The sequence below is a fragment of the Listeria monocytogenes ATCC 19117 genome (assembly GCF_000307025.1).
In the GTDB taxonomy this organism is placed as follows: Bacteria; Bacillota; Bacilli; order Lactobacillales; family Listeriaceae; genus Listeria; species Listeria monocytogenes_B.
On record NC_018584.1, the window covers coordinates 2,835,297 to 2,860,971 of the forward strand.

Below are 25,675 nucleotides of genomic sequence, written 5' to 3' on the forward strand. Positions count from 1 at the left end.
GCCATATTTTCGCCACATTTATAATTTGTGAAAAAATTACTTGCAAATTTTCACAATCTATATTAGAATATGTGTTCGCACGTTTTTATTTCCGTTTTCCAAGGGAGGAAAATCATGAAAGTATTGTTTCACCATCTAAAAAAATACAAGCTACAAGCGACACTATCTACACTGTTTGTAGTAGTCATGGTTATCTCACAACTATGGCAACCAAAGTTACTTCAGCAAGTCCTAGACGCCATCATGAAAGATGATATGGATGAAATCTCATCCATCGGCGCACTTTTAATCGGTATTGCCGCAGTCGGCCTTATCGCCGGGATCCTAAACACAATACTTTCAGCCAAAGTCGCTCAAGGCGTCGGTGCAGATATTCGTGAATCTAGTTTCCGTAAAATCCAAACATTTTCATTCAGCAACATCGAAAAACTTTCGACAGGTAATCTAGTTGTTCGACAAACAAACGACATTACCCAAGTTCAAAACTTAGTGATGCTTTCACTACAATCGCTTACGAGAATTCCGATTATGTTCATCGGGGCTTTTATTTTAGCGATGTTTACTTTACCTGAATTATGGTGGGTAATTATTGTACTCGTTGTTCTTGTTGTTCTGATTGTTGTATTCACATTCGGGTCTATGGGTAAACATTTTGCCATTATTCAGAAGTTAATTGACCGAGTGAATTCTATTGCAAAAGAAAACCTTGCTGGCATGCGCGTAGTTAAATCTTTCGTGCAAGAAGATAATGAAATCAGTCGCTTTACAACTGTCAGTGACAAATTAACTCGCCACACAATCATCGTTGGAACGCTTTTCTCTGTAATGATTCCTGCATTTATGCTCGTTTCTAACTTAGCAATTGTTGTTTCTATTTTCTTTGTAGGCGATATGGCTGCAGATAATCCTGAAGTTATCGGAGCTATCGCATCATTCATGAACTACTTAATGCAAATTATGATGGCAATTATTATTGGTGGTATGCTGATGATGATGGCTTCTCGTGCGCTTATTTCTTTGAAGCGTATTACCGAAGTTCTGGAAACAGAACCAGATATTACTTACAATGAAAGCGCACCAGAACAAGATTTAGAAGGTACAGTTGAGTTCCGTAATGTTAGTTTCAAATACGACGGTGACGATACGCCTGCTCTGGAAGATATTTCATTCAAAGCAAGTGTTGGTGAAATGGTCGGTATTGTTGGTGCAACAGGTTCTGGTAAATCCACTCTTGCCCAACTAATCCCCCGACTTTACGACCCAACGGAAGGTGAAGTTATTATCGGCGGAACGAACCTAAAAGATATCAACAAAAAAACGCTTCGCAGCACTGTTTCCTTCGTGCTCCAACGCGCAATTCTTTTCTCCGGAACCATTGCAGACAATTTACGTCATGGTAAAAAAGATGCAACTACCGAAGAAATGGAACACGCAAGTAAGATAGCACAAGCGAAAGAGTTTATCGACAAGCAAGCAAAACTATATGATGCACCTGTTTCCGAACGTGGAAACAACTTCTCTGGTGGACAAAAACAACGTCTTTCGATTACACGTGGCGTTATCGGTTCTCCGAAAGTCCTAATCCTCGATGACAGCACAAGCGCGCTTGATGCAAAATCCGAGAAATTAGTGAAAGAAGCGCTGAATAAAGAGCTAGACGACACAACGACTTTCATCATTGCACAAAAAATCTCTTCTGTTATTCAAGCAGATAAAATTCTCGTGTTAGATAAAGGTAAACTCGTTGGCGTCGGTTCCCATAAAGAACTACTGAAAGAAAATGCAACCTACCGTGAAATTTACGACACTCAAAAAGGCAAGGAGGTAACCGCATAATGAAAGAGTTCAAACAAATTAGTCGCTTTTTCTGGCACTATCTGCGGGGTTATAAGCCTCAACTTTTTGTCATTTTAATTGCTGTAGTTTTTGCGACATACCTTCAAGTAAAAGCACCACAATATATTGGTAACGCCGTTCAAGAACTTGGAGATTACGTTGTTAATTTAATGCAAACGGGTGTTGATGACAAGAGTGACTTCATCCATATCATTTGGATGCTGATTCTCTGCTACGTACTCCTCGCTGCTGCCACTTTTATCCAAAGTATCATTATGACAGGGGTAGCTGGTAAATCGACGAACAGAATGCGTATAGGACTTTTCCGCAAGATGGAAAAACTATCAATCCGTTTCTTCGATAGCCGCAATGATGGCGAAATGCTTAGTCGTTTCACTAGTGACTTAGATAATATTTCCAACACACTAAACCAAGCATTGATCCAAGTACTATCCAACGTCGCGCTAATGATTGGTGTTATCATCATGATGTTCCAACAAAACGTGGAACTAGCCTTCGTTACTCTAATATCTGCTCCATTTGCGATTATTATTGCGACAGTGATTATTCGAAAAGCCCGCAAATTCGTTGATATTCAACAAGATGAACTAGGCGTACTTAACGGCTACATTGACGAAAAAATCTCTGGTCAAAAAATTATTATCACAAATGGCTTAGAAGAAGAAACAATTGACGGCTTTGTTAAACAAAACAATATCGTTAAAAACGCCACTTACAAAGGTCAAGTTTACTCCGGTTTACTTTTCCCAATGATGCAAGGTATTTCCCTATTAAATACAGCTATCGTTATCTTCTTCGGTGGATGGTTAGCTCTAAACGGCGACCTTGAACGCACAGCCGCTCTTGGTTTAATCGTTATGTTCGTTCAATATTCACAACAATTCTATATGCCACTTACACAAATTTCGTCCCAGTACAGCTTGCTACAACTAGCAATCACTGGTGCGCGCCGTGTTAGTGAAGTATTTGCAGAGGAAGAAGAAGTAGAACGCGAAAACTTACAAACAATTGATGGTATTAATAAAGGTGTCAAACTAGATCACGTAGATTTTGCTTATGACCCTGCAAAACCAGTTCTAAAAGACGTTTCGATTGATGTAAGTAAAGGTAAAATGGTTGCTCTTGTCGGTCCAACTGGCTCTGGTAAAACAACTGTTATGAACCTTCTTAATCGCTTCTATAATGTCGATGGTGGCGCGATTCTCTTTGATGATATCGACATCCGCGATATTCGCCTAGATTCCCTTCGTAAACAAGTCGGTATCGTGCTACAAGATTCCGTGCTATTCACAGGAACCATTCGTGATAACATTGTTTTCGGTAAGCCGGAAGCAAGCGACGACGAAGTAATCAACGCTGCAAAACAAGCTAACATCCACGACTTCATTATGAACCTAGAAAAAGGTTATGAAACAGAAATCAGTGATGAAAACAATATTTTCAGCGTTGGTCAAAAGCAGCTTATGAGTATTGCGAGAACTATTATTACAAATCCGTCTCTTCTAATTCTAGATGAAGCGACAAGTAATGTAGATACCGTAACCGAAAGCCGCATCCAAAAAGCTATGGACAACGTAATCTCTGGCCGAACTAGCTTCGTCATTGCCCACCGTTTAAAAACCATCCTCGATGCCGACCATATCGTCGTGCTACATCAAGGTGAAGTGATTGAACAAGGTAACCATGATGAGCTGATGAAGGCGGAAGGATTTTATTCTGAGCTTTATCATAATCAGTTTGTTATTGAATAAATAATCACTCTTCCAAAGAGTGATTTATCTGGCAGGCAAAACGTTGTCTAACTAGTAAATTTAAAGCGAGTCCTTATCTTTTTCAAGTAAGGGCTCGCTTTAAATTTCAATTGCGCTAGCATCTTTTTTTTGCTATATTAAAGGATAGTAACGTCTCATATAGGGAGTGGAGAAAAAGAGTGTTAAATAAAAAAAGAGTTATAGTTGGGGTTTTGCTACTATTACTAAGTTTAATTTCTATTAGCTATTATTCAGAAACCTTTAAACTAACTTTAAGCTGGTTGTTATTTGCAGTAGTTTTAACGGTTCTTTATTTTAGACAAGAGAAAAACTTTCAATTTCAATGGTCAACATTGATAACCTCACTAATAATTAGTTTATTTTGGATGGCTTCATCATTCAATGGTGGACCATATGGCGGGAATTTTGTTTTTAATAGTATTATTTTAGCAGGAACTTTTCTTGTAATCACTATCTTTGTTTTACTTTTATTACTTGAAATGCGAACGGAATATAAAGCAAGACCGAATCGCAAAGTAAAATGGCCATTTTTCGCACTATTTACGAGTATTCCATTCGTGGTCTGGATGATTTCATTTCTAGCCTATTATCCAGCAAAAATGACATTTGACTCCTATTACCAATGGGGAATGGCTCACGGTATTCGCCAATATAGTCAGTGGCATCCGCTTTTACACACTTTGTGGATAGAAACAACAAGTGCGATTTACGACTCACCTTCGAGTTACATTTTTTCTCAAATAATTGTTGTTTCATTAATCGTTGGCTTTGCTATTTATACTCTTGTAAAAATGGGCGCGCATATTTGGATTGGTGTTTGTATTTCAATCGGCTATGCCATTTACCCTGCAGCAATGTTTTATTCTGCAACAGCATGGAAAGATTTTCCATTTGCAGCCTTTATATTACTTTTCACCGTTTTAATTTTAAAAATAGTACAATCTAATGGAATGTGGCTGAAAAATTGGTGGCACCTTATCGCTTTTGTTTTAGTAGCTTTTGTTTGTATAAATTTACGAAACAATGGAATGATGATTATCATCGTATCGCTTCTGTGCTTGCTTATTTTCATGAAAAACTTTCGTCTTATTATTACCGGTATTCTTGTTGGAACCTTGGGACTGAATTTTTTATTTGGTCTGGTTATGACAAACGGGCTTAATGCGCAACCTAATCCATTAAACCAAGCGCTAGCAATTCCTTCCCAACAAATTGGGGCTACTTTTTACAATGATGGAAACTTTACTCCTGAATTAAAAGAGTATTTCACTTCCATATTACCTGAAGAAAATTGGAAAAAAGATTACAACCCTTATACTGTAGACCCAATTAAGCATGATACCAAATACAATTCATCCGTCATTGAAGATGATTTTGGACTATACATTAAAAATTGGTTCAAACTCTTAACGGCTAATTTCGGTACTTATGTAGGGGCTTATTTAGATCAAACAGCAGTCATTTGGCAATTCTATTCTCCAGAAAATTATAAAGTATTCTTTGATACTTCAGCGAATATTCAAGATACAAGATATGATGTGAGAGCATTCGCCAAATTCTTCCCAGAAGGTTTATCGGAAGAAGAGATTAATAAATTAGGATATGAAGTCTATCAAAATGAATACAAAAATGCAACTGGAAAAGATGCTGTTAGCTACAATGAGTATAAGAGACGGATTGATGACTCTACTAATCCACTTATTTCAATATCTAAAGCTCCAAGTCTGAAGAAAATAACAGATAGCATTTATGCAAAAACAACAAATGAGTGGCAAAATTATTTATTAAAAGGAGCCATTCCATTAGTATTGCTCATAATAGCAATTGCTGCCGTCTGCCTCCAACGTCCTAAAAAGAAACTTCTTATTTTTGCACCTGTAGTAATGGCACTTATTACTATAGCAATCGCAATGCCAGCAACAGACTTTAGATATTCTTATAGTTTTATTTTCACCGTGCCTATTGTCTTTTTTGCAACTAAATTAAAAAATTACAAAGAAAATCAATTTTAAGGAGAGAATAATGGGAATTCTAAATGAGAAAGTAGCTGTACTCTTGCCTTGTTATAACGAGGAGCTTACAATTGGTAAGGTAATTGATGATTTTAAGAAAGAATTACCAAATGCGGATATTTATGTGTACGACAATAATTCTAAAGATAAAACCTTTGAAATAGCGAAAGATCATGGTGCTATCGTTCGAAAAGAAATGCGCCAAGGTAAAGGTAATGTAGTACGTTCTATGTTCGCGGATATAGATGCTGATTACTATTTAATGGTCGATGGTGACGATACCTATCCAGCAGAATACTGCCATGAAATATTAGAGGTGCTTCGCAATAAGGAAGCTAATATGGTTATTGGTGATCGTCTGAGTAATGGTACCTACACTGAAGAAAATAAAAGAAATTTTCATGACTTTGGTAACTCACTAGTACGTAATACAATTAATCGTATCTTCAAAAGTAATTTGAGAGATATCATGACAGGCTACCGTGGCTTTGATCGTTATTTTGTTAAGACTATGCCAGTTTTAAGCCCTGGTTTTGAGATTGAAACTGAGATGAGCATTCACGCATTGGAAAATCGCTTTTTAGTGAAAGAAATTGAAATTGATTACCGTGATCGTCCAGAAGGTAGTGAATCAAAACTAAACACTTTTTCTGATGGTTTCAAAGTAATTATGACGATTGTAAGATTATTTAAAAATAGTCGTCCGTTTTTATTTTTCAATTTATTAGCCTCTTTGTTTGTGCTTGTAGGAGTTCTAGTTGGTTTGCCAGTCATAATTCAGTTTGCTCAAATTGGCTTGGTACTAAAATTTCCGAGTGCATTACTTGCAACTGGTTTAATCATAATGGGTATGCTGTTCTTCATTTGTGGATTAATCCTTGATACGATAGCTCATAGAAGCAGACAAAGCTACTTCTTAGAACTTGTTAAATACCGCGAAAGAAATCCATTGAACTAAAGTTAGCCAATAAAAGAGTCGATTTCCTAATTCAGGAAATCGACTCTTTTATTTATATCGGTACTACAATTGTTCTACTGTTAATTAAACCACCCTTTTACACCATCAGAAACGTAATTACCAATGCCTGTAAAGAAAGAACCTACTGCTTGTGTGGAGAGCATGAACCAGTTCGCTTTTTCAACGTCGCTAGCAGTTAGTACGTCAATTGTTTCTGTTTGTTTTCCGTCAACATAGCCTAACTTGTCGCCATCTTTTAGAGATACTTCCATTTTACCAACTTCCGTACCTTTTTTAACTGGTGCTTCTATTGTTTTTTCTTTCATAGTTACCTTTGTATTTAACTTAGGTTCATTGCCATTCTTCGGTACAACTAGCTTCACTGCATCTTTTGTAACTAGTCCGACTGTATCTTCTTTTCCTTTATCTACTGCAATTGTAGAAGGATTTTTTACTTTTGATCCTGCTTTTTGCACTTCTTTTACTTTGAAATTATTAAAAGCATAATCGAGCATTTTGTTTGTTTCATCAAAACGAGCACTTGTATGCTCGCCAGGCGCTCCACCATTTGCATGGAGTACGACTGTGATAACTCGCATTCCATCTTGTACAGCGGTTGCAGTCAAGCACATTCCAGCATAATCAGTTGTTCCTGTTTTCAAACCGTCTACACCTTTGCGCCCGTAAATCAAGCCCGGTAATAACCAGTTCCAGTTTGTCATATCAATTTGGTCTGATGTACCTTTTCGGAACTCTTTCTTAGTTGTACTAGCGGTTTTAAGTACATCTGGGTAATCATTTATTAAGTGTTTTGCTAACTTCGCCATGCCGCGAGCTGTCATTTTGTTTTCGTCTTTCGGTCCACCTACTTGCTGACCGCCTTTTAAGTCTTCGTTATTAAGGCCCGTAGCGTTAACGAATTGGTGCTCGCCTAGATTAAGTTCGTCCGCTTTTTTATTCATAGCATCGACAAATTCTTTTTCAGAACCTGCAATTTTTTCGGAAATAGCAATTGCTGCTCCGTTTGCAGAGTAAATCGCCATTGCTTCATATAATTCTTGTACAGTGTATTCTTCGCCAAGTCTAAGTGGTACGTTCGATAGTGATGTGTCTTGTGAAACTTTGTAAGCATATTCAGAAATGGTTACTTTGTCGTCCCATTTAATTTGTCCTTTGTCAATTGCTTCCAGTAGTAAGTATTCGTCCATCATTTTTGTCATGGATGCGATGCCCATTAGCTTGTCAGCGTCTTTTGAATATAAAATTTTACCAGTACTTTCTTCAATTGCGATTGCTGCGTTTGCATTTACATTTGGTGCTTCTGCGGCTTGTGCTGCTTTCGGGCTTACTAAGAAGCCACTTACTGCAAGGGATGCTGCCATGATTACAATCCCTGTTTTTTTAATTATGTTTTTCACTGCAACTTCTCCTTCATTTGAGTAAATTATTAACTCATTTTATCTATATTTTAATAAAGAAACCTATCATAAAAATTCCCTTTTCGAATAAGTTTCATTTTTTTGACGGATACTTTCATATTTTACCATGATTTAGTAGTGCCGTATATAAAACTTTTCGCCCAAAAAAACAAAATTTCTAGCGAACGATTGGCAGAAGAATATGTGATGGAAATTCAGAACTATGATAAATCGTCTGGTTGGCGATTTGGCTTTCAGTGGAATTAATAAAGTTATCGCCTGTATTTGGGTTTGGATCAAATCTCGGAAAATTACTAGAAGATATTTCAACGCGGATTTGATGACCTTTTTGGAATAAATTACTTGTTGCCCAAAGGTCGATAGTGTATTCATTAATATTATTTTGCACATTGTCGCCATGTTGCTTGGCCGCCCGGATGATGCCATCTGCTAAGTTAAAAGCCGTTCCATCTGGAAATACATCCACTAATTTCGCTGTAAAATCCGTGTTAGGTGCATCTGATTTGGCCCAGAGTTTCACTTGAATTGGTCCGGTAACTTCGATTGCTTCTTTTAGTGGCTCCGTTGAGTAGCAAAGAACGTCTTCACGAAGTTCAATTTGTTGTTGGTCACGAGGTCCATCTGCATGTAGTGCCTTATGTAAGGTCCCTCCACCGTTTGATGGTACTGGATTTTCTGGATCATAGCTAAATTTTGCTTCTGAAGATGTTGTAGGAGGTGTGAATTCTGCGCTCACTTTTTCATTTTTAAAATATAATGGTGTCATATTTGCATTTTGAGGAGGCCAGTTTTCAGCTGTTTTCCAGTCATTTAACCCCATCACAAAATAATTAACAGGCGCTGATGCTGGTAAAGGCTCTTTTTTCAGCCAATGATTGAACCATTCTATATGTCTAGCATGCATATTCGCCTCTCCCCATTTAGTGGCCGCCATTCCAAAATCACGGTCGCCAATCATCTGAGTGAAATTAGCATGCGTCCATGGACCAATGATGAGCTTATCTCCAAGACCTCGCAAGTGACCATTTTGAAAATTAGCGATTGTTTTATCTAAAAAGCAGTCATACCAGCCTGCTACATGGAGACCTGGCACTTTAATTTTATCATAATTGCTTTTTGCATCGATTTTTTGCCAATGGTTATGTGTTGGTTCATAATTTAATAACTCAGAGAAGTAAGGCATTTCATTTTGACCGATTGCTGGCCAGTCTTTATAAGGTTTAAATTGATAAAGTGCGTCTAAATTGTCTAGATTTTTCATTAATAGGCTCACTGCTGCTTCTAATTCATCTTGCGTTTTATAAGTACGGGCTAGCATGTTTGGAAGCATGGACTCTAGATTCCAAGTTTCCCACATTCCAAGTTCTAAAGCGCCGTCGTGGTCATTAAAAACATCTGTCATGCTATTTTGAGCCATAATTGGAGCAATGGCTTTCAAATGTTTGTTCCCGCTAATTGCGGCTAAAATTTGCGTATAACCATAATAAGATAAACCAAACATGCCGACATTTCCGTTAGCATAAGGCAGGTTCGCAGCCCACTCAATCGTATCATATCCATCGTCAACTTCTGCTATGTATGGAACAAAATCTCCTTCTGACGTATATCTGCCACGAACATCTTGAACAATAACAACATAACCTTGCTCCGCCAAAATATTAGGACGAATAAAGTGAAGCCCGTATGATTTACTATAAGGTAACCTTGTAAGTAAAACTGGATATTCCCCCGCGTCTGCTGGACGATATATATCTGCGTAAAGCGTTACACCATCGCGCATTTCAGCTGGGACATCCGTTTCAATAATTAATTGATTATGTTTCACGTGAAACATCTCCTTTTCAGTATTGATTGCTCTTTTATTGTTTCGTATACGACAGACTATGTCAAACAAAGCGACCCACTCAATATGAGTGGGTCGCTTTGTCCATTCTTATTTATCTAGCTTTAATTTGGCAAGCGCTTCTGCCATAGGATTGTTAAACGGCTCATCTTCTTGCTTGTTTTGTTTTTTCATGAATTTAGCTACATCTGTTTTGGATACATTTTTATTTTTCTGTTTGTCACGACGTTGTTGGAAGGCAGATAGTTTCTCCCGGTGTCCACAAACACATACAAAAATTTGTTTATCACCTTCGCCGCGCATTTCCATTCGTTTATGACAATTAGGGCAACGAGCATTCGTCGTTCTTGAAACAGATTCACGATGACCGCATTCACGGTCCTGACAAACTAGCATCGTACCACGTTTGCCTTTCACTTTTAGCATCGGCTTACCGCAGTCTGGGCATTTTTGTGAAGTAATGTTATCGTGACGGAATTTTTTATCGTTTTGTTTAATTTCAGTTACTGCTTTTTTCGCATAGTCACGCATTTCTTCAGTGAATTTACGATAATCTAGTTCGCCTTTTGCGATTTTAGATAATTTTTGTTCCCAACGCGCCGTTAGTTCTGGGGATTTCAGATCTTCGGGCACTAATTCTAGCAATTGGCGTCCTTTGGAAGTAATATGAATGTCCTTGCCTTGTTTTTCTAAGGAGAAGCTATTGAAAAGTTTTTCAATGATGTCTGCACGAGTTGCAACTGTTCCAAGTCCACCTGTCTCACCCAGTGTTTTGGCGAGCGCCTTGTTCGTTGTTTCCATGTACTTAGATGGGTTTTCCATAGCTGAAAGTAAAGTTGCCTCGTTAAATCTCGCTGGTGGTTTTGTTTTCCCCGTCTCTAAATTGATTCGTTTAACTGGGATAGTGTCGCCTTTTTTCATTTTAGTTAATTGATCTGGTTCGCGCGACTCTCCGTAAATACTTTTCCAACCAAGGGATTTGACAACTTTACCTTTTAAAGTGAATTCTTCTTGGCCGATTTTAGCTTTAACAGAGGTTTCTTCATAAATATATGGGTCTGAAAGCACTGCTAAAAAGCGTTTGACGACAAGGTCATAAATTTTCCGTTCTTTATCGCTTAAATCTCCGAGGGAAACAGGTTGCTCGGTCGGAATAATTGCGTGATGGTCGCTCACTTTGCTGTTATCTACAAATGATTTGTTCGCTTTGATTGGTTTTCCGCTGATTTGACGAGCAGCTTTTGCATTTTCACCCACCCCGCAGGCCGCTAAACGTTCTTTTAGTGTTGGGACAATGTCTGTTGAAATAAAGCGCGAATCTGTTCGTGGATACGTTAGTACTTTGTGGCGCTCGTATAATGTTTGCATAATATTCAGCGTTTCTTTCGCCGAAAAATCATATCTATTATTCGCATCGCGTTGTAATTCGGTTAAATCATATAAACCTGGTGAGAAATTTTTCTTTTCTTTCATAGAAACGTCTGTGATTACCGCATTTTCCCCTTGTAAAGACTTTACTAGTTTTTCTGCTAAAGCTTTATCAAAAGTTTGCCCATTGTTCCACGTGAAACTTTCTTGTTCGGTTAGCGCGGTAATTCCATAGTACTCACGTGGTTTAAAATTACGAATTTCTTCCTCACGATGTTGAATCATTGCAAGGGTTGGCGTTTGCACTCGGCCACAGGAAAGTTGTGCGTTATATTTCGTTGTCAACGCACGCGTAGCATTGATTCCTACCACCCAGTCAGCTTCAGAACGAGCGACTGCAGAGTGATACAGATTTTCATAAGCTTTCCCTGGTTTTAAGTGTTCGAAGCCTTCACGTATCGCTTTATCCGTTACAGAGGAGATCCATAGTCTTTTTAGAGGCTTCTTGATTTTCGCATAATCAATAATCCAGCGAGCTACAAGTTCTCCTTCTCTACCTGCATCTGTTGCAATAACGATCGTGGTTATATCTGTACGGTTCATTAACTTCTTAACCGTTTCATATTGCTTTCTCGTTTGCTTGATTGGTTCTAGCTTCATTTTCTCTGGAAGCATTGGTAAATCTTCCATATTCCAGTTTTTATACTTCGAATCGTAGCGCTCAGGGTCAGCTAGTGTTACAAGGTGTCCAAGCGCCCAAGTTACTACATATTTTCCACCTTCTAAATAGCCGTTCTTACCTTGTTTAGCCCCGAGTACCCGGCCGATATCTTTACCGACAGACGGTTTCTCTGCCAGTACTAATGTTTTTGTCATCTGTCAAAACCCTCTCTTCTATTTTATTTCGATGCCTCTTGTTGCAGTACAGCCAAGAATTCTGCACCATATTTATCGCGTTTCATCGCACCAATGCCTTTGACTTCAAGCAGTGCATCTTCCGTTTGCGGCATATATGCACACATTTCACGTAACGTTTCATCTGAAAAAATGATATATGGCGGCACCTTGTGTTTTGCTGCCAGTTCCCGCCGCACTTCCCGCAACTTCTCGAAAAGGTCACTATTTACATCTATTTTAACTTTTTCAGCCCGTTTCGCTTGTTTTCTTTCCACTTTTAGCTCGCCTCGTAAAACCGAAACGGCTCTATCCGTCAGTTTTAAGGAAGGAAATTGGCTATCAGTTGGTTGTAAATATTTTTCTGCTGTAAGGTAATCAATTAGTTGTAACACATCTTTTTGGGAAGCATCTTTCATCAATCCATAAGTACTGAGTTCGTCAAAGCGCCAATCTTTCACTTTCTGGTCAGCAGAACCTGTCAAAACCTTGGCAATTAATACTTTCCCAAAACGCTCACCCATTCTTTTTATACAAGAAAAAACTTGTTGCGCTAAAATTGTAACGTCCGTGGCTTCCCTTGTATCTAAGCAATTACTACATTTCTCGCAGTTTTCCTCGTCGTCTCCAAAATACTGCACGATGTATTTCTGTAAACAAATTTCCGTATAACCATACCCTGTCATTTGGCGTAGCTTGGCGAATTCATTTTGTTTGCGCTCATCGTCCATTTCGGATTGTTCAATTAAAAACTGCTGGATGCGGCTATCTTGCGGGGAAAACAACAAGATACAATCACTTGGAACCCCGTCTCGCCCAGCACGACCCGCCTCTTGATAGTACGCTTCAATATTGCGCGGAATATTATAATGAATAACAAAACGCACATTAGATTTATTAATTCCCATTCCAAACGCGTTCGTCGCCACAATCACTCGAATATCATCATATAGAAACTTCTCTTGCCAGTCTTTCCGTGCTAAATCGGTCATTCCGCCATGATACATACCAGATTCAACACCTTTTTTTAGCAAGAAAGTGTGCAGCCGCTCTACTTCTTTCCGAGTCGAAGCATAAATAATTCCGGATTCCGTTACATTTTTTGTTAAATAATCAATCAAATACTTATCTTTATCTTGCCCTTTCACTACTTGAAAAGCCAAATTATCTCTGGAAAATCCAGTTTTAACGACTGAATCTGCTCCTATTTTTAGCAATCGGCAAATATCGTCTGAAACAGCCTGCGTCGCTGTCGCAGTAAGCGCGATAACGAGCGGACGTCTGGTCATTTTATCCAAACTATCGCACAGCGTCAGGTAGCTAGGACGAAAATCATGACCCCACTGCGAAATACAGTGCGCCTCATCTATCGCAAATAATGAAATAGGTACCTGCTCAATTAAACGCTGAAAACCTGGCGTTTCAATGCGTTCTGGAGCAATGTAAAGCATCTTTAACTCACCTGAAAATGCAGCATCCAGTCGAATATCTATTTCTCTATTAGTCAGTGTACTATTAATAAAAGTAGCTGCAATCCCCTCTGAGACTAGCGCATCTACCTGATCCTTCATAAGTGAAATTAGTGGAGAAACAACAATGGTCAAACCGTCAAAAAGAAGTGCTGGGATTTGGTAACAAAGTGACTTCCCGCCGCCCGTTGGCATGATTGCTAGCGTATCTTCTCCCGCGCAAAGTTTCGAAATGACGTCAACTTGTCCATTCCGAAAATCTTGATAACCAAAGTTTTGCTGTAAAATAGCTCTTGCTTGCTCTATCATTATCTTTTTTCACGCCTCCTCTATAGAAACAGTATAGCGGTTTTATGACTTTAATTGAAGCTTTTTGGAGAAATTTGTGTTTTCTCGCAGCTTTCTTATTTTTATAGTAGAAATAAAAAAGCAGAAACCTCTTTTGGAAGAGATTCCTGCTTTTTCGACCTTAAGAAATGCTATAGTTTGGTGCTTCTTTTGTAATTTGAATATCATGTGGGTGGCTTTCACGGAGTCCAGCGCCAGTCATACGAACGAATGCTGCTTCTTCACGAAGATGTCTTAAATCAGGAGAGCCAGTGTAACCCATACCTGAACGAATACCGCCAACTAATTGGAAGATAATATCAGCAACGGAGCCTTTGTAAGGAACGCGACCTTCAATACCTTCAGGAACCAGTTTTTTCGCATCTGCTTGGAAATAACGATCTTTTGAACCGTGCTCCATCGCTGCCAAACTACCCATACCACGGTAAGTTTTGAATTGACGACCTTGGAAAATTTCTGTTTCACCAGGGCTTTCGTCTGTTCCAGCAAGCATACTTCCTAGCATAACCGCATTTCCTCCAGCAGCTAGAGCTTTCACGATATCACCGGAGTATTTAATGCCGCCGTCTGCGATAATTGTTTTACCAAATTCGCGTGCAACAGTTGCACAATCGTAAATCGCTGTGATTTGAGGAACCCCAACACCTGCAACAACACGTGTCGTACAGATGGAACCAGGACCAATCCCAACTTTGACGATATCAACACCAACTTCAAAAAGAGCACGTGCTCCTTCAGCTGTTGCAACGTTTCCGGCAACAATTACTACATCTTTGAAAGTTTGGCGGATTTCGGAAATTTTATTAATAACTCCCGCTGAATGTCCGTGCGCAGTATCAATAACAATCGCATCAACACCCGCCTCGATTAATTTCTCTACACGTACAAAAGTATCATTCGTAATTCCAACAGCTGCTGCGGCAAGTAGTCTACCATGCTTGTCTTTAGCAGAGTTCGGGAATTCAATTACTTTTTCAATATCTTTAATAGTGATAAGCCCTTTTAGAATACCTGCTTCGTCAACAAGTGGCAATTTCTCGATGCGGTGTTTTTGCAGAATCTGCTCAGCTTGTTTTAGCGTAGTTCCAACTGGCGCTGTCACTAGGTTTTCCTTTGTCATAACATCTTTAATTACTGTAGAATAATCGGAAATAAAACGTAAATCGCGGTTAGTTAAAATCCCAACTAGTTTGCGCTCTTTCTCGTTGTTCACGATTGGAACACCTGAGATACGATATTTACCCATCAAATGCTCTGCAGCAAAAACTTGGTGATCTGGAGTCAGATAAAATGGATCAATAATAACGCCACTTTCTGAGCGTTTAACTTTCTCGATTTCTTCTGCTTGTTGTTCAATACTCATATTCTTATGAACAACACCGATTCCGCCTTGGCGCGCAATTGCAATTGCCATTTTAGCTTCTGTAATTGTGTCCATTCCGGCACTCCAAATTGGTACATTTAATTTGAGTGATGGAGCCATTTCTACACTTAAATCTACATCATTTGGTAATACGTCCGATTTCGCTGGAACAAGTAAAACATCATCAAATGTTAAGCCTTCTTTTGCAAATTTTGTTTCCCACATGGGTCGCAAACACTCCTTTTTTATTGGTACTCGCTTTTTTATATAGAAAAAACGCATCATCTTATCCTTATTTTCATAAAGAAAAAATGGTGGAAAATATCCACATCATGCGACTTGTCTTCTATAATCATGCTGAAATAGCCAATGTATATTTTTAGTTATTGAATATGATGTTACAAGAAGCTTGGAGCTATGTCAAGAAGGTTTTCCGTTGTTGTTTTATTCAGAAAATATAGTAAAAAATGTTTCACGTGAAACATTTGAAAAAGCCGCCTAAGATTGTTATCTTAAACGACTTCACTGTTTATTAATTTGTTGTATAACTTCAAATTTTCTTCATCGAAACAAACAAAGCGTATTTCTTCAATACTTGTGTCATACTCTTCTTCCGCCCATTTGCGAACGGTATAAAGCGCTACCTCAGCTGCTAGTTTTTTAGGAAAACCATACACACCCGTAGAAATATTAGGAAATGCAATCGAAGTTAATTCTTTTCCAGCCGCTAAATCTAGCGCTTTCCAATAACAAGATGCCAGTTTATTCGCTTCTTGATGCTCTCCGTCTTTCCAAATCGGACCTACAGCATGAATAATGTAACTTGCTTGTAAATCGCCGGCAGACGTAATGACCGCCTCACCCGCAGGACAAGTCCCAATGCGATTAATAACCTCTTGACATTCTTTTAATAAATCCGGACCCGCCGCTTGATGGATAGCGCCATCCACTCCGCCGCCACCTAAAAGTCCGGGGTTAGCAGCATTTACAATGACATCTACATCTTGTTCCGTAATATCACCTTTTACAACTGTTATCTCCATACCATCACCTCTTTTCTTCATTCTAATTTATTTTGAAAGTGATTTCCAGCAAGTCGATTATCTTCGCTTACTAGTTGCATAACTGTAATTACCTTCATAAACGGTTAATTGTTTATTCTCCAGCCAAATTACTTTAGAACATAGCTGATCAATAAAATAGCGATCATGCGATACAGTGATAATTGTGCCGCTAAATGCTCGAATTGCTTCTTCTAAAATTTCACGCGAGGCGATATCTAAATGGTTAGTCGGCTCATCAAGTATCAGCGTATTCACTGGCATATTAATAAATTGCGCTAACCTAAGTCGCATACGTTCTCCGCCGCTAATGTTCCCTACTTTTCGGAAAACCATCTCTCCATAAAACATGAAGCCTGCTAGCATTTGTCGTGCTTCTCCTTCTGTCACAGCAACCTTATCCCGAAATGCATCCAGTACAGTCAGCTTTTCATTCAGCTCTTCCATTTGCTGAGAAAGCGACGCGATTTTCACACTTGCACCAACCTTAATCATGCCAACATCAGGAACAACTTTCCCTTCCATTATTTTAAGCAAAGTAGATTTGCCGGCGCCGTTTTCACCGATAATCGCTACTCGTTCTCCTTGCCTAATTTGCAAAGAAACATCTTGTACGATTGCTTTTTCGCTAAATGACTTGCTTAAGTTTTCCATAACCACAACTTCTTGTCCACTTCGACCAGCTTCATCGAATTGTAATTGCATTTGTTTTTGCGTTAACACTGGACGCTTTACTTTTTCCATCCGTTCTAATGCGCGTTCCATGTTTTTCGCCCTTCGGAACATGGCATCATTTGGCGGATTGGCTTGCATTGCCCACTGGCGCAATCGTTTGATGGCTTGCTGCATCTTTTTGATTTTCTTTTGTTGGTCTTTGTAATCTTGGAATTCCCGCAATAGCCGTTCTTCTCGTTCTTTCAAATATCCAGAAAAATTCGTATGATAAACGATTAATTCGCGGTTCTCAAGCTCCACCATTTTCCCGACTACTTCATCTAAAAAGTAGCGATCATGAGATACAACTAATACGGTTCCCGAATAATGTTGTAAAAACGCGGTCAGCCATTCTACCGCCATCAAATCCAAATGGTTCGTCGGTTCATCTAAGAGTAATAAATCTGTTTTCTGTAATAATAAATGCGCTAATGCAGCCTTCGTCTTCTCACCACCACTCAAGTCTCCCCATCGTTGCGACAGTAGCAATCCAATACCAAGCCCATTCACCACTTTATTCAAATTGGCATCCATCTCATAGCCGCCAAGCTCGCCAAATAAAGCCATTTTATCTCCGTAGCGGTTCATTAATTTTTCGCTGGAATTTGTTGCCATTTCTCCTTCTAATGCTCGTAATTCTTTTTCCAGCTCCTCTAACTCACCAAAACTAGTTCGTAAATATTGTTCTACTATTATATTGGGATCCACCGTCGATAATTGCTCTAAAAGCCCAATTTTCGCGCCCTTTTTGCTCGTCACAATCCCGCTATCAACGCCCTCAGTTCCTTTTAAAATCTTCAAAATAGTACTTTTCCCTTCGCCATTACGACCAATTAAACCGACGCGCTCACCTTCTTCTAATTGAAGTGATACTTTCTCTAAAATAATATCTCCGGTAAAACTTTTAACTACATCATTCATTGCTACTATTGTCATTTTATCCTCCATTTATCCAAGGAAGCATGGCAAATTGTTTCACGTGAAACAATTTTTCAGACAACAAAAAAAGCGTCAGACAAGCGCCCGACGCCAATTATAAGTATAATACTAATTTAGCACTATACAAACCGATTGCGTGACTCCATGCTTCTCTCATTTTTTCTAGTTATACAGTTTTTTGGGCAGACTTCGCCAATGTAACTGCAATACCGGAAAAAATTGCACGGACAATATACAAAAATTTAGCTATACTAGTTCGCGCATTCAAAAGAAACATGTCATCTCACCTCTTTTCATTAATACATATAGAATAAGGGATACTTCCCCAAATGTCAATTGTTCTTCCAATCACATGCACGAAACACAGCGTTTCAGCTCAGAAACTTATACCATTGATATGAAACACGAACCCAAAGCACCAAAATCTATTTACCAATTAGTCGAAACCGTTTACATTAATAAGGCAAGCAAAACTAAAACAGACTAATCGCACATAATTTTTGGAGGTGCCATAATGGAACATAATAAGTTGAAACCTTTCCCAAAAGATTTTCTATGGGGATCAGCTTCTGCAGCGTACCAAGTAGAAGGTGCCTGGGATGAGGATGGTAAAGGACCATCTGTATGGGATGAATTTGTTCGTATTCCTGGAACAACATTCAAAGAAACAAACGGAGATGTAGCGGTGGATAATTACCATCGTTATAAAGAAGATGTCGCACTAATGGCTGAACAGGGCCTAAAAGCATATCGTTTCTCTGTCGCATGGAGTCGCGTTATCCCGCATGGTAACGGGGAAGTTAACGAAGCAGGACTTAAATTCTATGATAATTTGATTGATGAACTTCTTTCTTATGGAATTGAGCCAGTCGTTACACTTTATCACTGGGATATTCCGCAAGGGCTTCAAGACGAATATGGTGGATGGGAGTCGCGAAAAGTCGTAGAAGATTTCACTAACTACGCTGCCCTTCTATTCAAACGCTTTAACGGCCGAGTTAAATACTGGGTAACACTTAATGAACAGAACGTATTTATCTCACACGGTTACAAATTAGCGTATCACCCACCTGGCGTTTCTGACGACAAGCGTATGTTTGCGGCAAATCACAATGCGAACTTGGCGAATGCTTCTGCAATTGCTAAATTCCGCGAGCTAGGTACATCCGGAAAAATTGGACCAAGTTTTGCTTATGGACCAAGTTACTCCATCGATGCTAACCCAGCAAATGTATTAGCTTCTGAAAACTCCGAAGAATTCAATGCCCATTTCTGGATGGATGTTTACACATGGGGTGAATATCCGACTGCTACTTGGAACTGGCTAGAAGAGCACGGTCTTGCACCGGAAATCTTACCAGGCGATACGGAGCTTCTGAAAAAAGGAAAACCTGATTTCATGGGAGTTAACTATTACCGCTCAATGACTCATGCATTTAATGGGAAAGACGGCGTTGGTTCTGGGAAAATGAATACAACTGGCGAAAAAGGCACTTCCGAGGAAACTGGTGTACCGGGGTTATACAAAAACACCAATAATCCATACTTAGAGAAAACGAATTGGGACTGGGATATTGATCCAACTGGCTTGCGCATTGGCTTACGTAGAATTACTAACCGCTATAAATTACCAATCATGATTACAGAAAATGGTCTTGGTGAGTATGATAGCTTGACGGAAGACCATAAAATCCATGATGAGTACCGAATTGAATACATTCGCGCGCATGCTCTAGCAATCCAAGAAGCAATCACGGACGGCGTAGAGATGCTCGGTTACTGCACTTGGAGCTTCACAGATTTACTAAGCTGGTTAAACGGCTACCAAAAACGTTACGGTTTCGTATATGTAGACCGCGACGAAAACGATGAAAAAGAATTAAAACGCTATAAAAAAGATAGTTTTTACTGGTATAAAAAGACCATCGAAGCAAACGGAGCTAATTTAGTAGAAGAACAGGGCAAATAAGCCTTGTTCTCTCTGCTTCAACCATTTTGGGAGGGAAATTTTAATGAAAAAAATATTACTTGTATGTGCGGCCGGAATGTCGACAAGCTTACTCGTTACTAAAATGAAAGCGCACGCAACCTCTATTGGGGAAGAAATTGAAATCGAAGCATTACCAGTATCAGAAGCTAGCAGCGTTGTGGACAAAATGGATATCGTGATGCTTGGACCTCAAGTCCGTTACCAAAAACCGCAAGTAGATGAACTCGTACAGGGTCGCATTCCTGTTATTGTTATCGATATGAAAGATTATGGTATGTTAAACGGGAAAGCCGTTCTTGAAAAAGCTTTCGCGGAGATTGGTTAAGGGAGATTCATTCAAAATAGGGAGGTTTTAAAATGAGTATAATGTCAAAATTTGAACACGGCATGGAACGTGTTTTAGTACCAGTTGCGAATAAATTGAACTCGCAGCGCCATATTGCAGCAATTCGTGATGCATTTATTTTAGTTTTCCCATTAATTATGGCTGGTTCAATTATCACTTTGATTAACTTCGCAGTATTATCACCGGATGGCTTTATTGCAAAAATCTTATTCCTAGGGAAAATTTTCCCTAATTTAGCCGATGCACAGGCTGTATTTTCGCCGGTAATGCAAGGTTCGACCAATATTATGGCCATTCTGATTGTATTCTTAGTCGCACGGAATCTCGCCATCTTCTTTAAACAGGATGATTTGCTCTGTGGACTGACCTCGATAGGTGCATTCTTTATCGTGTATACACCTTACACAGTAGTTGACAATGCATCTTACATGACAATCAAATTCTTAGGAGCACAAGGTCTTTTCGTTGCTATTATTGTAGCGATTATTACTGGGGAAGTATTTAGCCGTCTAGCTAGATCCCCTCGTTTAATGATCAAAATGCCTGACCAAGTACCACCAGCAGTTGCTCGTTCTTTTAAAGTATTAATTCCAGTTATCATCATCACTATTCTTTTCTCTGTCATTAACTACTTAATCACTTTAATCGCTCCAGAAGGTTTAAACGACCTTGTTTACACAGTTATTCAAGCGCCACTTAAAGACATGGGAACTAACGTATTCTCTGTAATTATCATCGGGCTTGTTTCTAACTTACTTTGGGTTCTTGGTATTCACGGGCCTAACACTGTTGCGGCTATTCGTGACACCATCTTCACTGAACCAAACTTAGACAACTTATCTTACGTAGCACAGCACGGTTCTGCTTGGGGAGCTCCATACCCAGCAACATGGGCTGGCCTAAATGACGGATTTGCAAACTACGGCGGATCTGGTATGACTCTAGGTTTACTGATTGCTATCTTTATCGCTTCTCGTCGTGCAGACTACCGCGATATCGCGAAACTTTCTCTTGCACCAGGGATTTTCAACATCAATGAACCAGTTATTTTCGGTTTACCAATCGTATTAAACCCAATTATGGTTATTCCTTTCATCATTACACCAGCAATCAATACATTAATTGGTTACTTCTTTATCTCAACAAAACTTATTCCACCTGTCGCCTATCAAGTGCCTTGGACAACTCCAGGACCACTGATTCCATTTCTTGGTACAGGAGGAAACTGGCTCGCGCTTCTGGTCGGCTTGCTCTGTCTAGCCGTCGCGACAGTCATTTATCTACCATTCGTACTTGTATCTAACAAAATTGCCGCGAGTGATGCTGCAATGGACAAAAATGCAACAGCCTCAACGGAACAATAGGATGTGACAAAATGAAAATTGCAGCTTTTGATATCGGTGGAACGGCCCTTAAAATGGGGGTCGTTTTGCCGCATGGTGAAATTATACTAACAAAATCAGACGAAATAATCGCTAGTGATGGCGACCAGATTTTAGCAGAAATGAAGCTATTTCTTGCTGAAAATACGGACGTGACAGGAATTGCAGTCAGCGCGCCTGGCTATGTGAACCCAAAAACCGGACTTATTACAATGGGCGGCGCTATCCGTAGATTTGATAACTTTAATTTGAAAGAATGGCTTGAAGCGGAAACCGGAATTCCTGTTGCCATTGAAAATGACGCCAATTGCGCCCTTCTTGCCGAAAAATGGCTTGGTAAAGGACAAAATTTGGATGATTTTCTTTGTCTAACAATCGGAACTGGGATTGGCGGCGGTATTTTTTCTAATGGCGCATTAGTTCGTGGTGGTCGTTTCCGGGCTGGCGAGTTTGGTTATATGTTTAGTGAACGTCCAGGGGCTTTCCGTCCTGGCAAATATACGCTAAATGAGACTACCACAATGCTTGTTCTTCGCAGACAATACGCGGAACTTACTGGGCGCCCTTTGGAAGAGATTACTGGCGAAGAAATTTTTGCTAAGTATGATGGACACGACGCCGTCTCAGAACGTCTTATTACTGAGTTTTATACTGGAATTTGTACGGGGCTTTATAATTTAATTTACTTGTTCGATCCAACGCATATCTTTATTGGTGGTGGAATTACAAGTCGCCCTACTTTTATCACGGAGCTAAAGCATCATATGGAGAGCTTTGGGCTGCGTGACACAATTATCGAAACAGCAACACATAAAAACCAAGCTGGCCTACTCGGCGCAGTGTATCACTTTTTACAGGAGGAAAATAGACATGAATGAAATGGAAACAGTAATTTTTGGCATGATTAGCCAAGTTGGTTCTGCGAGAAGCAGTTACTTAGAAGGGCTTCGTGCGGCTCGTGAAGGCAATTTCGAGGAAGCAGAAGCAAAACTACAAGAAGGTAGCGAAACTCTTGCAAATGGGCACCACGAGCATCATAAGCTAATCCAAAAAGAAGCTTCCGGTGAAAAAGTGGAAATCCAATTACTTTTAATCCATGCGGAAGACTTACTCATCACAACCGAAACTTTAAGAGAAGTTGTCACTGAGTTCGTGCATGTATATAAAAAAATAAGCTAAAGAAAAGCGTGTAGGTCATGAAAACCTACACGCTTTTTATTATTCTTCTTGCTCTTGATTATAATTTTTCTTCGCCATCGCTTCCAGTAAAAAAAGTACCGGGATTTGCGTCGTAATATTCGTCTTATCAACCATTTCTTGAGTTACATAATACGGAATATTAACATCAGACAAGCCCGCGAGCGTATTGTGGCTCGTATTGGTTATACTAATAATCCGACTGCCATACTGCTGCATATTTTGCGCCTGCTCAAGCACCTGATCCGTCTCGCCTGACACAGAAAGAATAATCATCACTGCTTTATTTTTAAATTGCTCTCCCGGGTTAGGATAAAATGGATCTTTAATATAAAAAGTCCGCTTCTTCATATTGGAGAAAAAACGACTGCCATATTCTGCCAAAATCCCTGAAGTCCCAATTCCGAAAAACACGACTAAATCGGCTTCATTGATGATCTCCGCCGCCGCGTCTAACACATGATCATAATCACGGTTCATTGTTCGTTCAAAGAATTCCTCTAAAACTTCCACTGTATCCGCGGTTTTTTTCTTTACCTCACGAGTCGCTTCTTGTTTTAGCTTCACTTTAAATTCCGAAAAGCCTTCACAGCCTAATTTTCTTGTAAATCGAACAATCGAAGCCGGCGAGACGTGCGTCACTTCCGAAAGCTCGCGCACTCTCATAAACATAACTTTGTCCCGATTGTCCATTATGTACCGGTATAAATGATGCTCTGTCTCTGTAAATTGTCTAATCACTTCATACGAAAACATAAGTTTATTCACCTCATCTGTATCAGTATTTCCCGGGAAATAAAAACAGGCGACCCAACTCGCATTATGCAATCTAGGTCACCTGTCCGTGTCCATCTTCTTATAAGGATGGAATATTTTTCTTTTTCTTCACATAGAAACGTAGGGCAATAATAATTGCACCACCAACTGTGTTAACAATCGGACTTAACGCTACATTGATATTTGGAGGAATAGTTACTTGTACAATCGTCATTACAAACATCCACACTGCAATGACTCCAACTGCTACTAGTAAGTATTTTATCGTTCCACCTTTTTGGCCTGCACGCATGTTTGAAGCGTATTTACGCAAGATAAGCATTGCGAAACCACCGACAACTGCAGTGATTAATAACACGATAATTCCTAAAGTCTGCGCGTTTTTTTGGAAATAAGCACTAATTCCGGAAATCAGCATCATCGCTCCAAGTACAAGGAGTCCACCGTCAAGTACTAGCCACCATTTGTCCGTATTTTGCTCCACTGTAGCAGCTTTCACATCTAAAGAAACAACATATTCTGTTGGTGTTAAATTAAATAATTTTCTCGCTGTTATGCCTTTTTTCTGTTCGGCTAAAATCTTTTCGCTCATTTCATAAACAATAATCTCTTGTTGTTCTGCGCTGTAATGAGTTTCTCGCAAATGTTTTTCTACTTCCATCACATATTGCAAGTTCCGCTTCGTTAAATTAGCTTTCAATTCAGCTAACTGCGGTTTAATCGTTTCTGTTTCTGTCGTCAATGCTAAATCCTCCCTCGCTCATTCTATCCTCTATTATACCGGACTTACCTGCTATAAAAAAGCTATTTTTTTAATTCGTTTTAGACAATTGAAAAAGCCCGCGCATTTTGTTTAAAATGTAGAGTGCTAAAATAAAACTACCAATCGTCGCGCCAATTCCCCAAGCTAAATAGCCAACGAAACCAAGCTCTGTATCTGTTACTGCCAAATTAGCTGCAGTCATCCCAACAAATAACGAAAACAACACTAAAAACGGCCATTTAACCCAAGAAAATGCAAATAAATAACCACTTCGTTCAATATGCTGCTTCTTATATAAGATTAAAATAGCAACAACCATGAGTACACTTAATATTACGCTAAAAATCACAGCCCCAAACGAGGCGGACTCAAACGAAAACGGAGAAAATATGTTCACATAATCCTCAAATCGTAGCAGTTTAGACATCCCTTTATCTCCGCCATGCGGCCAAATAAAGTTATACATGTTATCTAAAGTAGGATTTAACACGCTCGGCAGTAACATCACACCAAATGCCACAAAAGCCGCAGCAATAGGCGAACCTATCAATAAACCAATTAAAATAGCTACTAAAAATATAAGTAAATAAGTAAATAATCCACCAACTATATCCACCCAAAATTTTGGTGCATCTAATTGAATATATTCTTTTGGAACATGCGACATGAAGTATGTCAACCCAATTCCCATCGAGATAAGATAACTCAGCCCAATGGTCGCTATTCCCATCATCATTTTAACCCCAACTATGTGCGTCCGTTTATATGGTAATGATGCCGTAAAACGATTCGCTCTTGTGTAGCGCTCAAAAATAACTGCCAAAACCCCTAAAATAAAAACACTCACCTTAATCAATGTAAAAAACATTTCTACTTGAAAATAAAACATAAATGGCATGTAATCTACAAACTCATCTTGAACAAAATTTGTATACATTGGAACCGCTAAATACGCCACTGTCAAACTAGCTTTCATTTCCTCATCAGAAGTTTTAAATTCAGGATTTTCTTTCTGTTGCTTTAAAAACTCACTTGATTCGTAGTACTCTTTTTGACTATTCCATCTATCTGCGTCTGACATTAGTCCCAAAGTAATTCCTAAGAAAAATAGTATCACAACACCCAAAAGCATCCATCTCATATTACGCCATTCTCGGTACCATAAACCTCGATTAAACATTAT

General features: G+C 39.2%; 20 protein-coding genes. 10 read left to right on the forward strand and 10 right to left on the reverse strand.

Annotation, left to right across the window (positions count from 1 at the left end; genetic code table 11):
* Positions 1-114 precede the first annotated feature (114 nt).
* The 4 genes from LMOATCC19117_RS14080 (at position 115) to LMOATCC19117_RS14095 (ending at position 6,599) form a co-directional block, all read left to right on the forward strand.
* Positions 115-1,836: an ABC transporter ATP-binding protein gene (locus LMOATCC19117_RS14080; protein ID WP_003734220.1), complete on the forward strand. Its 1,722-nt coding sequence runs from the start codon at positions 115-117 to the stop codon at positions 1,834-1,836.
* Positions 1,836-3,608, forward strand: coding sequence for an ABC transporter ATP-binding protein (locus LMOATCC19117_RS14085; RefSeq protein WP_003725304.1), 1,773 nt, complete (start codon positions 1,836-1,838; stop codon positions 3,606-3,608). The genes LMOATCC19117_RS14080 and LMOATCC19117_RS14085 overlap by 1 nt, the downstream gene beginning before the upstream one ends.
* A gap of 179 nt (positions 3,609-3,787) precedes the next feature.
* On the forward strand, positions 3,788-5,641 hold the full coding sequence (locus LMOATCC19117_RS14090) for a DUF6020 family protein (RefSeq protein WP_003725305.1): 1,854 nt from the start codon (positions 3,788-3,790) through the stop codon (positions 5,639-5,641).
* 10 nt (positions 5,642-5,651) lie between these two features.
* Positions 5,652-6,599, forward strand: coding sequence for a glycosyltransferase family 2 protein (locus LMOATCC19117_RS14095; protein WP_003725306.1), 948 nt, complete (start codon positions 5,652-5,654; stop codon positions 6,597-6,599).
* A gap of 80 nt (positions 6,600-6,679) precedes the next feature.
* Here LMOATCC19117_RS14095 and pbpD1 read toward each other — a convergent pair whose 3' ends face one another.
* From pbpD1 to abc-f, 7 genes are all read right to left on the reverse strand, one after another.
* Positions 6,680-8,017, reverse strand: a complete 1,338-nt coding sequence (gene pbpD1 / locus LMOATCC19117_RS14100; RefSeq protein WP_003734219.1) for a D-alanyl-D-alanine carboxypeptidase PBPD1 — start codon at positions 8,015-8,017, stop codon at positions 6,680-6,682.
* 178 nt (positions 8,018-8,195) lie between these two features.
* On the reverse strand, positions 8,196-9,863 hold the full coding sequence (locus LMOATCC19117_RS14105) for a CocE/NonD family hydrolase (RefSeq protein ID WP_003734218.1): 1,668 nt from the start codon (positions 9,861-9,863) through the stop codon (positions 8,196-8,198).
* Between the two features lie 108 nt (positions 9,864-9,971).
* A complete protein-coding gene (locus tag LMOATCC19117_RS14110; protein WP_003727630.1) occupies positions 9,972-12,125 on the reverse strand; it encodes a DNA topoisomerase III in 2,154 nt (717 codons plus the stop codon).
* Between the two features lie 23 nt (positions 12,126-12,148).
* Positions 12,149-13,921 (reverse strand): DNA helicase RecQ, encoded by a 1,773-nt coding sequence (gene recQ, locus LMOATCC19117_RS14115; protein WP_003725310.1) that lies wholly within the window; start codon positions 13,919-13,921, stop codon positions 12,149-12,151.
* Between the two features lie 160 nt (positions 13,922-14,081).
* The gene (gene guaB, locus LMOATCC19117_RS14120; RefSeq protein WP_003722118.1) at positions 14,082-15,548 is read right to left on the reverse strand and encodes an IMP dehydrogenase; all 1,467 of its coding nucleotides are present in this window, start codon (positions 15,546-15,548) and stop codon (positions 14,082-14,084) included.
* 287 nt (positions 15,549-15,835) lie between these two features.
* Positions 15,836-16,366, reverse strand: coding sequence for an ADP-ribose-binding protein (locus tag LMOATCC19117_RS14125; protein ID WP_003725312.1), 531 nt, complete (start codon positions 16,364-16,366; stop codon positions 15,836-15,838).
* 57 nt (positions 16,367-16,423) lie between these two features.
* Positions 16,424-18,034 carry a ribosomal protection-like ABC-F family protein gene (abc-f, locus tag LMOATCC19117_RS14130; RefSeq protein WP_003725313.1) on the reverse strand — a complete coding sequence of 537 codons (1,611 nt, stop codon included), beginning with the start codon at positions 18,032-18,034 and terminating at the stop codon, positions 16,424-16,426.
* A 181-nt stretch (positions 18,035-18,215) separates the two neighbouring features.
* On the opposite strand from abc-f, the gene LMOATCC19117_RS14925 reads away from it, so the two are divergent.
* Genes LMOATCC19117_RS14925 through LMOATCC19117_RS14155 form a run of 6 tightly spaced genes read left to right on the forward strand, consistent with a single transcriptional unit; the run spans position 18,216 to position 22,934 of the window.
* Positions 18,216-18,524 carry a hypothetical protein gene (locus LMOATCC19117_RS14925; RefSeq protein ID WP_072217693.1) on the forward strand — a complete coding sequence of 103 codons (309 nt, stop codon included), beginning with the start codon at positions 18,216-18,218 and terminating at the stop codon, positions 18,522-18,524.
* 27 nt (positions 18,525-18,551) lie between these two features.
* Positions 18,552-20,006: a glycoside hydrolase family 1 protein gene (locus LMOATCC19117_RS14135; RefSeq protein ID WP_003727629.1), complete on the forward strand. Its 1,455-nt coding sequence runs from the start codon at positions 18,552-18,554 to the stop codon at positions 20,004-20,006.
* A 43-nt stretch (positions 20,007-20,049) separates the two neighbouring features.
* Entirely contained in the window at positions 20,050-20,352 is a 303-nt protein-coding gene (locus LMOATCC19117_RS14140; RefSeq protein ID WP_003725315.1) for a PTS sugar transporter subunit IIB, read from the forward strand.
* A gap of 32 nt (positions 20,353-20,384) precedes the next feature.
* Positions 20,385-21,737 (forward strand): PTS sugar transporter subunit IIC, encoded by a 1,353-nt coding sequence (locus LMOATCC19117_RS14145; protein ID WP_003725316.1) that lies wholly within the window; start codon positions 20,385-20,387, stop codon positions 21,735-21,737.
* An 11-nt stretch (positions 21,738-21,748) separates the two neighbouring features.
* Positions 21,749-22,633, forward strand: coding sequence for a beta-glucoside kinase (bglK, locus tag LMOATCC19117_RS14150; protein WP_014929131.1), 885 nt, complete (start codon positions 21,749-21,751; stop codon positions 22,631-22,633).
* Positions 22,626-22,934, forward strand: coding sequence for a PTS lactose/cellobiose transporter subunit IIA (locus tag LMOATCC19117_RS14155; protein WP_003725346.1), 309 nt, complete (start codon positions 22,626-22,628; stop codon positions 22,932-22,934). Before bglK ends, LMOATCC19117_RS14155 begins: the two co-directional genes overlap by 8 nt.
* A gap of 39 nt (positions 22,935-22,973) precedes the next feature.
* Here the strand turns inward: LMOATCC19117_RS14155 and LMOATCC19117_RS14160 are convergent, their stop codons facing one another.
* The 3 genes from LMOATCC19117_RS14160 to LMOATCC19117_RS14170 form a co-directional block, all read right to left on the reverse strand.
* Positions 22,974-23,708 carry a MurR/RpiR family transcriptional regulator gene (locus LMOATCC19117_RS14160; protein WP_003722126.1) on the reverse strand — a complete coding sequence of 245 codons (735 nt, stop codon included), beginning with the start codon at positions 23,706-23,708 and terminating at the stop codon, positions 22,974-22,976.
* A gap of 100 nt (positions 23,709-23,808) precedes the next feature.
* Positions 23,809-24,471 (reverse strand): DUF1129 domain-containing protein, encoded by a 663-nt coding sequence (locus LMOATCC19117_RS14165; protein ID WP_003725318.1) that lies wholly within the window; start codon positions 24,469-24,471, stop codon positions 23,809-23,811.
* Between the two features lie 70 nt (positions 24,472-24,541).
* Positions 24,542-25,672, reverse strand: coding sequence for a permease (locus LMOATCC19117_RS14170; protein ID WP_003725319.1), 1,131 nt, complete (start codon positions 25,670-25,672; stop codon positions 24,542-24,544).
* Between the last annotated feature and the right edge of the window lie 3 nt (positions 25,673-25,675).

Excerpts from the sequence above, each read along its gene's own strand:
- guaB (WP_003722118.1), bottom strand. The coding sequence starts at position 15,548 with ATGTGGGAAACAAAATTTGCAAAAGAAGGCTTAACATTTGATGATGTT.
- LMOATCC19117_RS14135 (WP_003727629.1), top strand. The coding sequence starts at position 18,552 with ATGGAACATAATAAGTTGAAACCTTTCCCAAAAGATTTTCTATGGGGA.
- LMOATCC19117_RS14170 (WP_003725319.1), bottom strand. The coding sequence starts at position 25,672 with ATGTTTAATCGAGGTTTATGGTACCGAGAATGGCGTAATATGAGATGG.
- LMOATCC19117_RS14145 (WP_003725316.1), top strand. The coding sequence starts at position 20,385 with ATGAGTATAATGTCAAAATTTGAACACGGCATGGAACGTGTTTTAGTA.
- bglK (WP_014929131.1), top strand. The coding sequence starts at position 21,749 with ATGAAAATTGCAGCTTTTGATATCGGTGGAACGGCCCTTAAAATGGGG.
- LMOATCC19117_RS14085 (WP_003725304.1), top strand. The coding sequence starts at position 1,836 with ATGAAAGAGTTCAAACAAATTAGTCGCTTTTTCTGGCACTATCTGCGG.
- LMOATCC19117_RS14095 (WP_003725306.1), top strand. The coding sequence starts at position 5,652 with ATGGGAATTCTAAATGAGAAAGTAGCTGTACTCTTGCCTTGTTATAAC.
- LMOATCC19117_RS14110 (WP_003727630.1), bottom strand. The coding sequence starts at position 12,125 with ATGACAAAAACATTAGTACTGGCAGAGAAACCGTCTGTCGGTAAAGAT.
- LMOATCC19117_RS14080 (WP_003734220.1), top strand. The coding sequence starts at position 115 with ATGAAAGTATTGTTTCACCATCTAAAAAAATACAAGCTACAAGCGACA.
- LMOATCC19117_RS14125 (WP_003725312.1), bottom strand. The coding sequence starts at position 16,366 with ATGGAGATAACAGTTGTAAAAGGTGATATTACGGAACAAGATGTAGAT.
- LMOATCC19117_RS14155 (WP_003725346.1), top strand. The coding sequence starts at position 22,626 with ATGAATGAAATGGAAACAGTAATTTTTGGCATGATTAGCCAAGTTGGT.
- recQ (WP_003725310.1), bottom strand. The coding sequence starts at position 13,921 with ATGATAGAGCAAGCAAGAGCTATTTTACAGCAAAACTTTGGTTATCAA.
- LMOATCC19117_RS14140 (WP_003725315.1), top strand. The coding sequence starts at position 20,050 with ATGAAAAAAATATTACTTGTATGTGCGGCCGGAATGTCGACAAGCTTA.
- abc-f (WP_003725313.1), bottom strand. The coding sequence starts at position 18,034 with ATGACAATAGTAGCAATGAATGATGTAGTTAAAAGTTTTACCGGAGAT.
- LMOATCC19117_RS14160 (WP_003722126.1), bottom strand. The coding sequence starts at position 23,708 with ATGTTTTCGTATGAAGTGATTAGACAATTTACAGAGACAGAGCATCAT.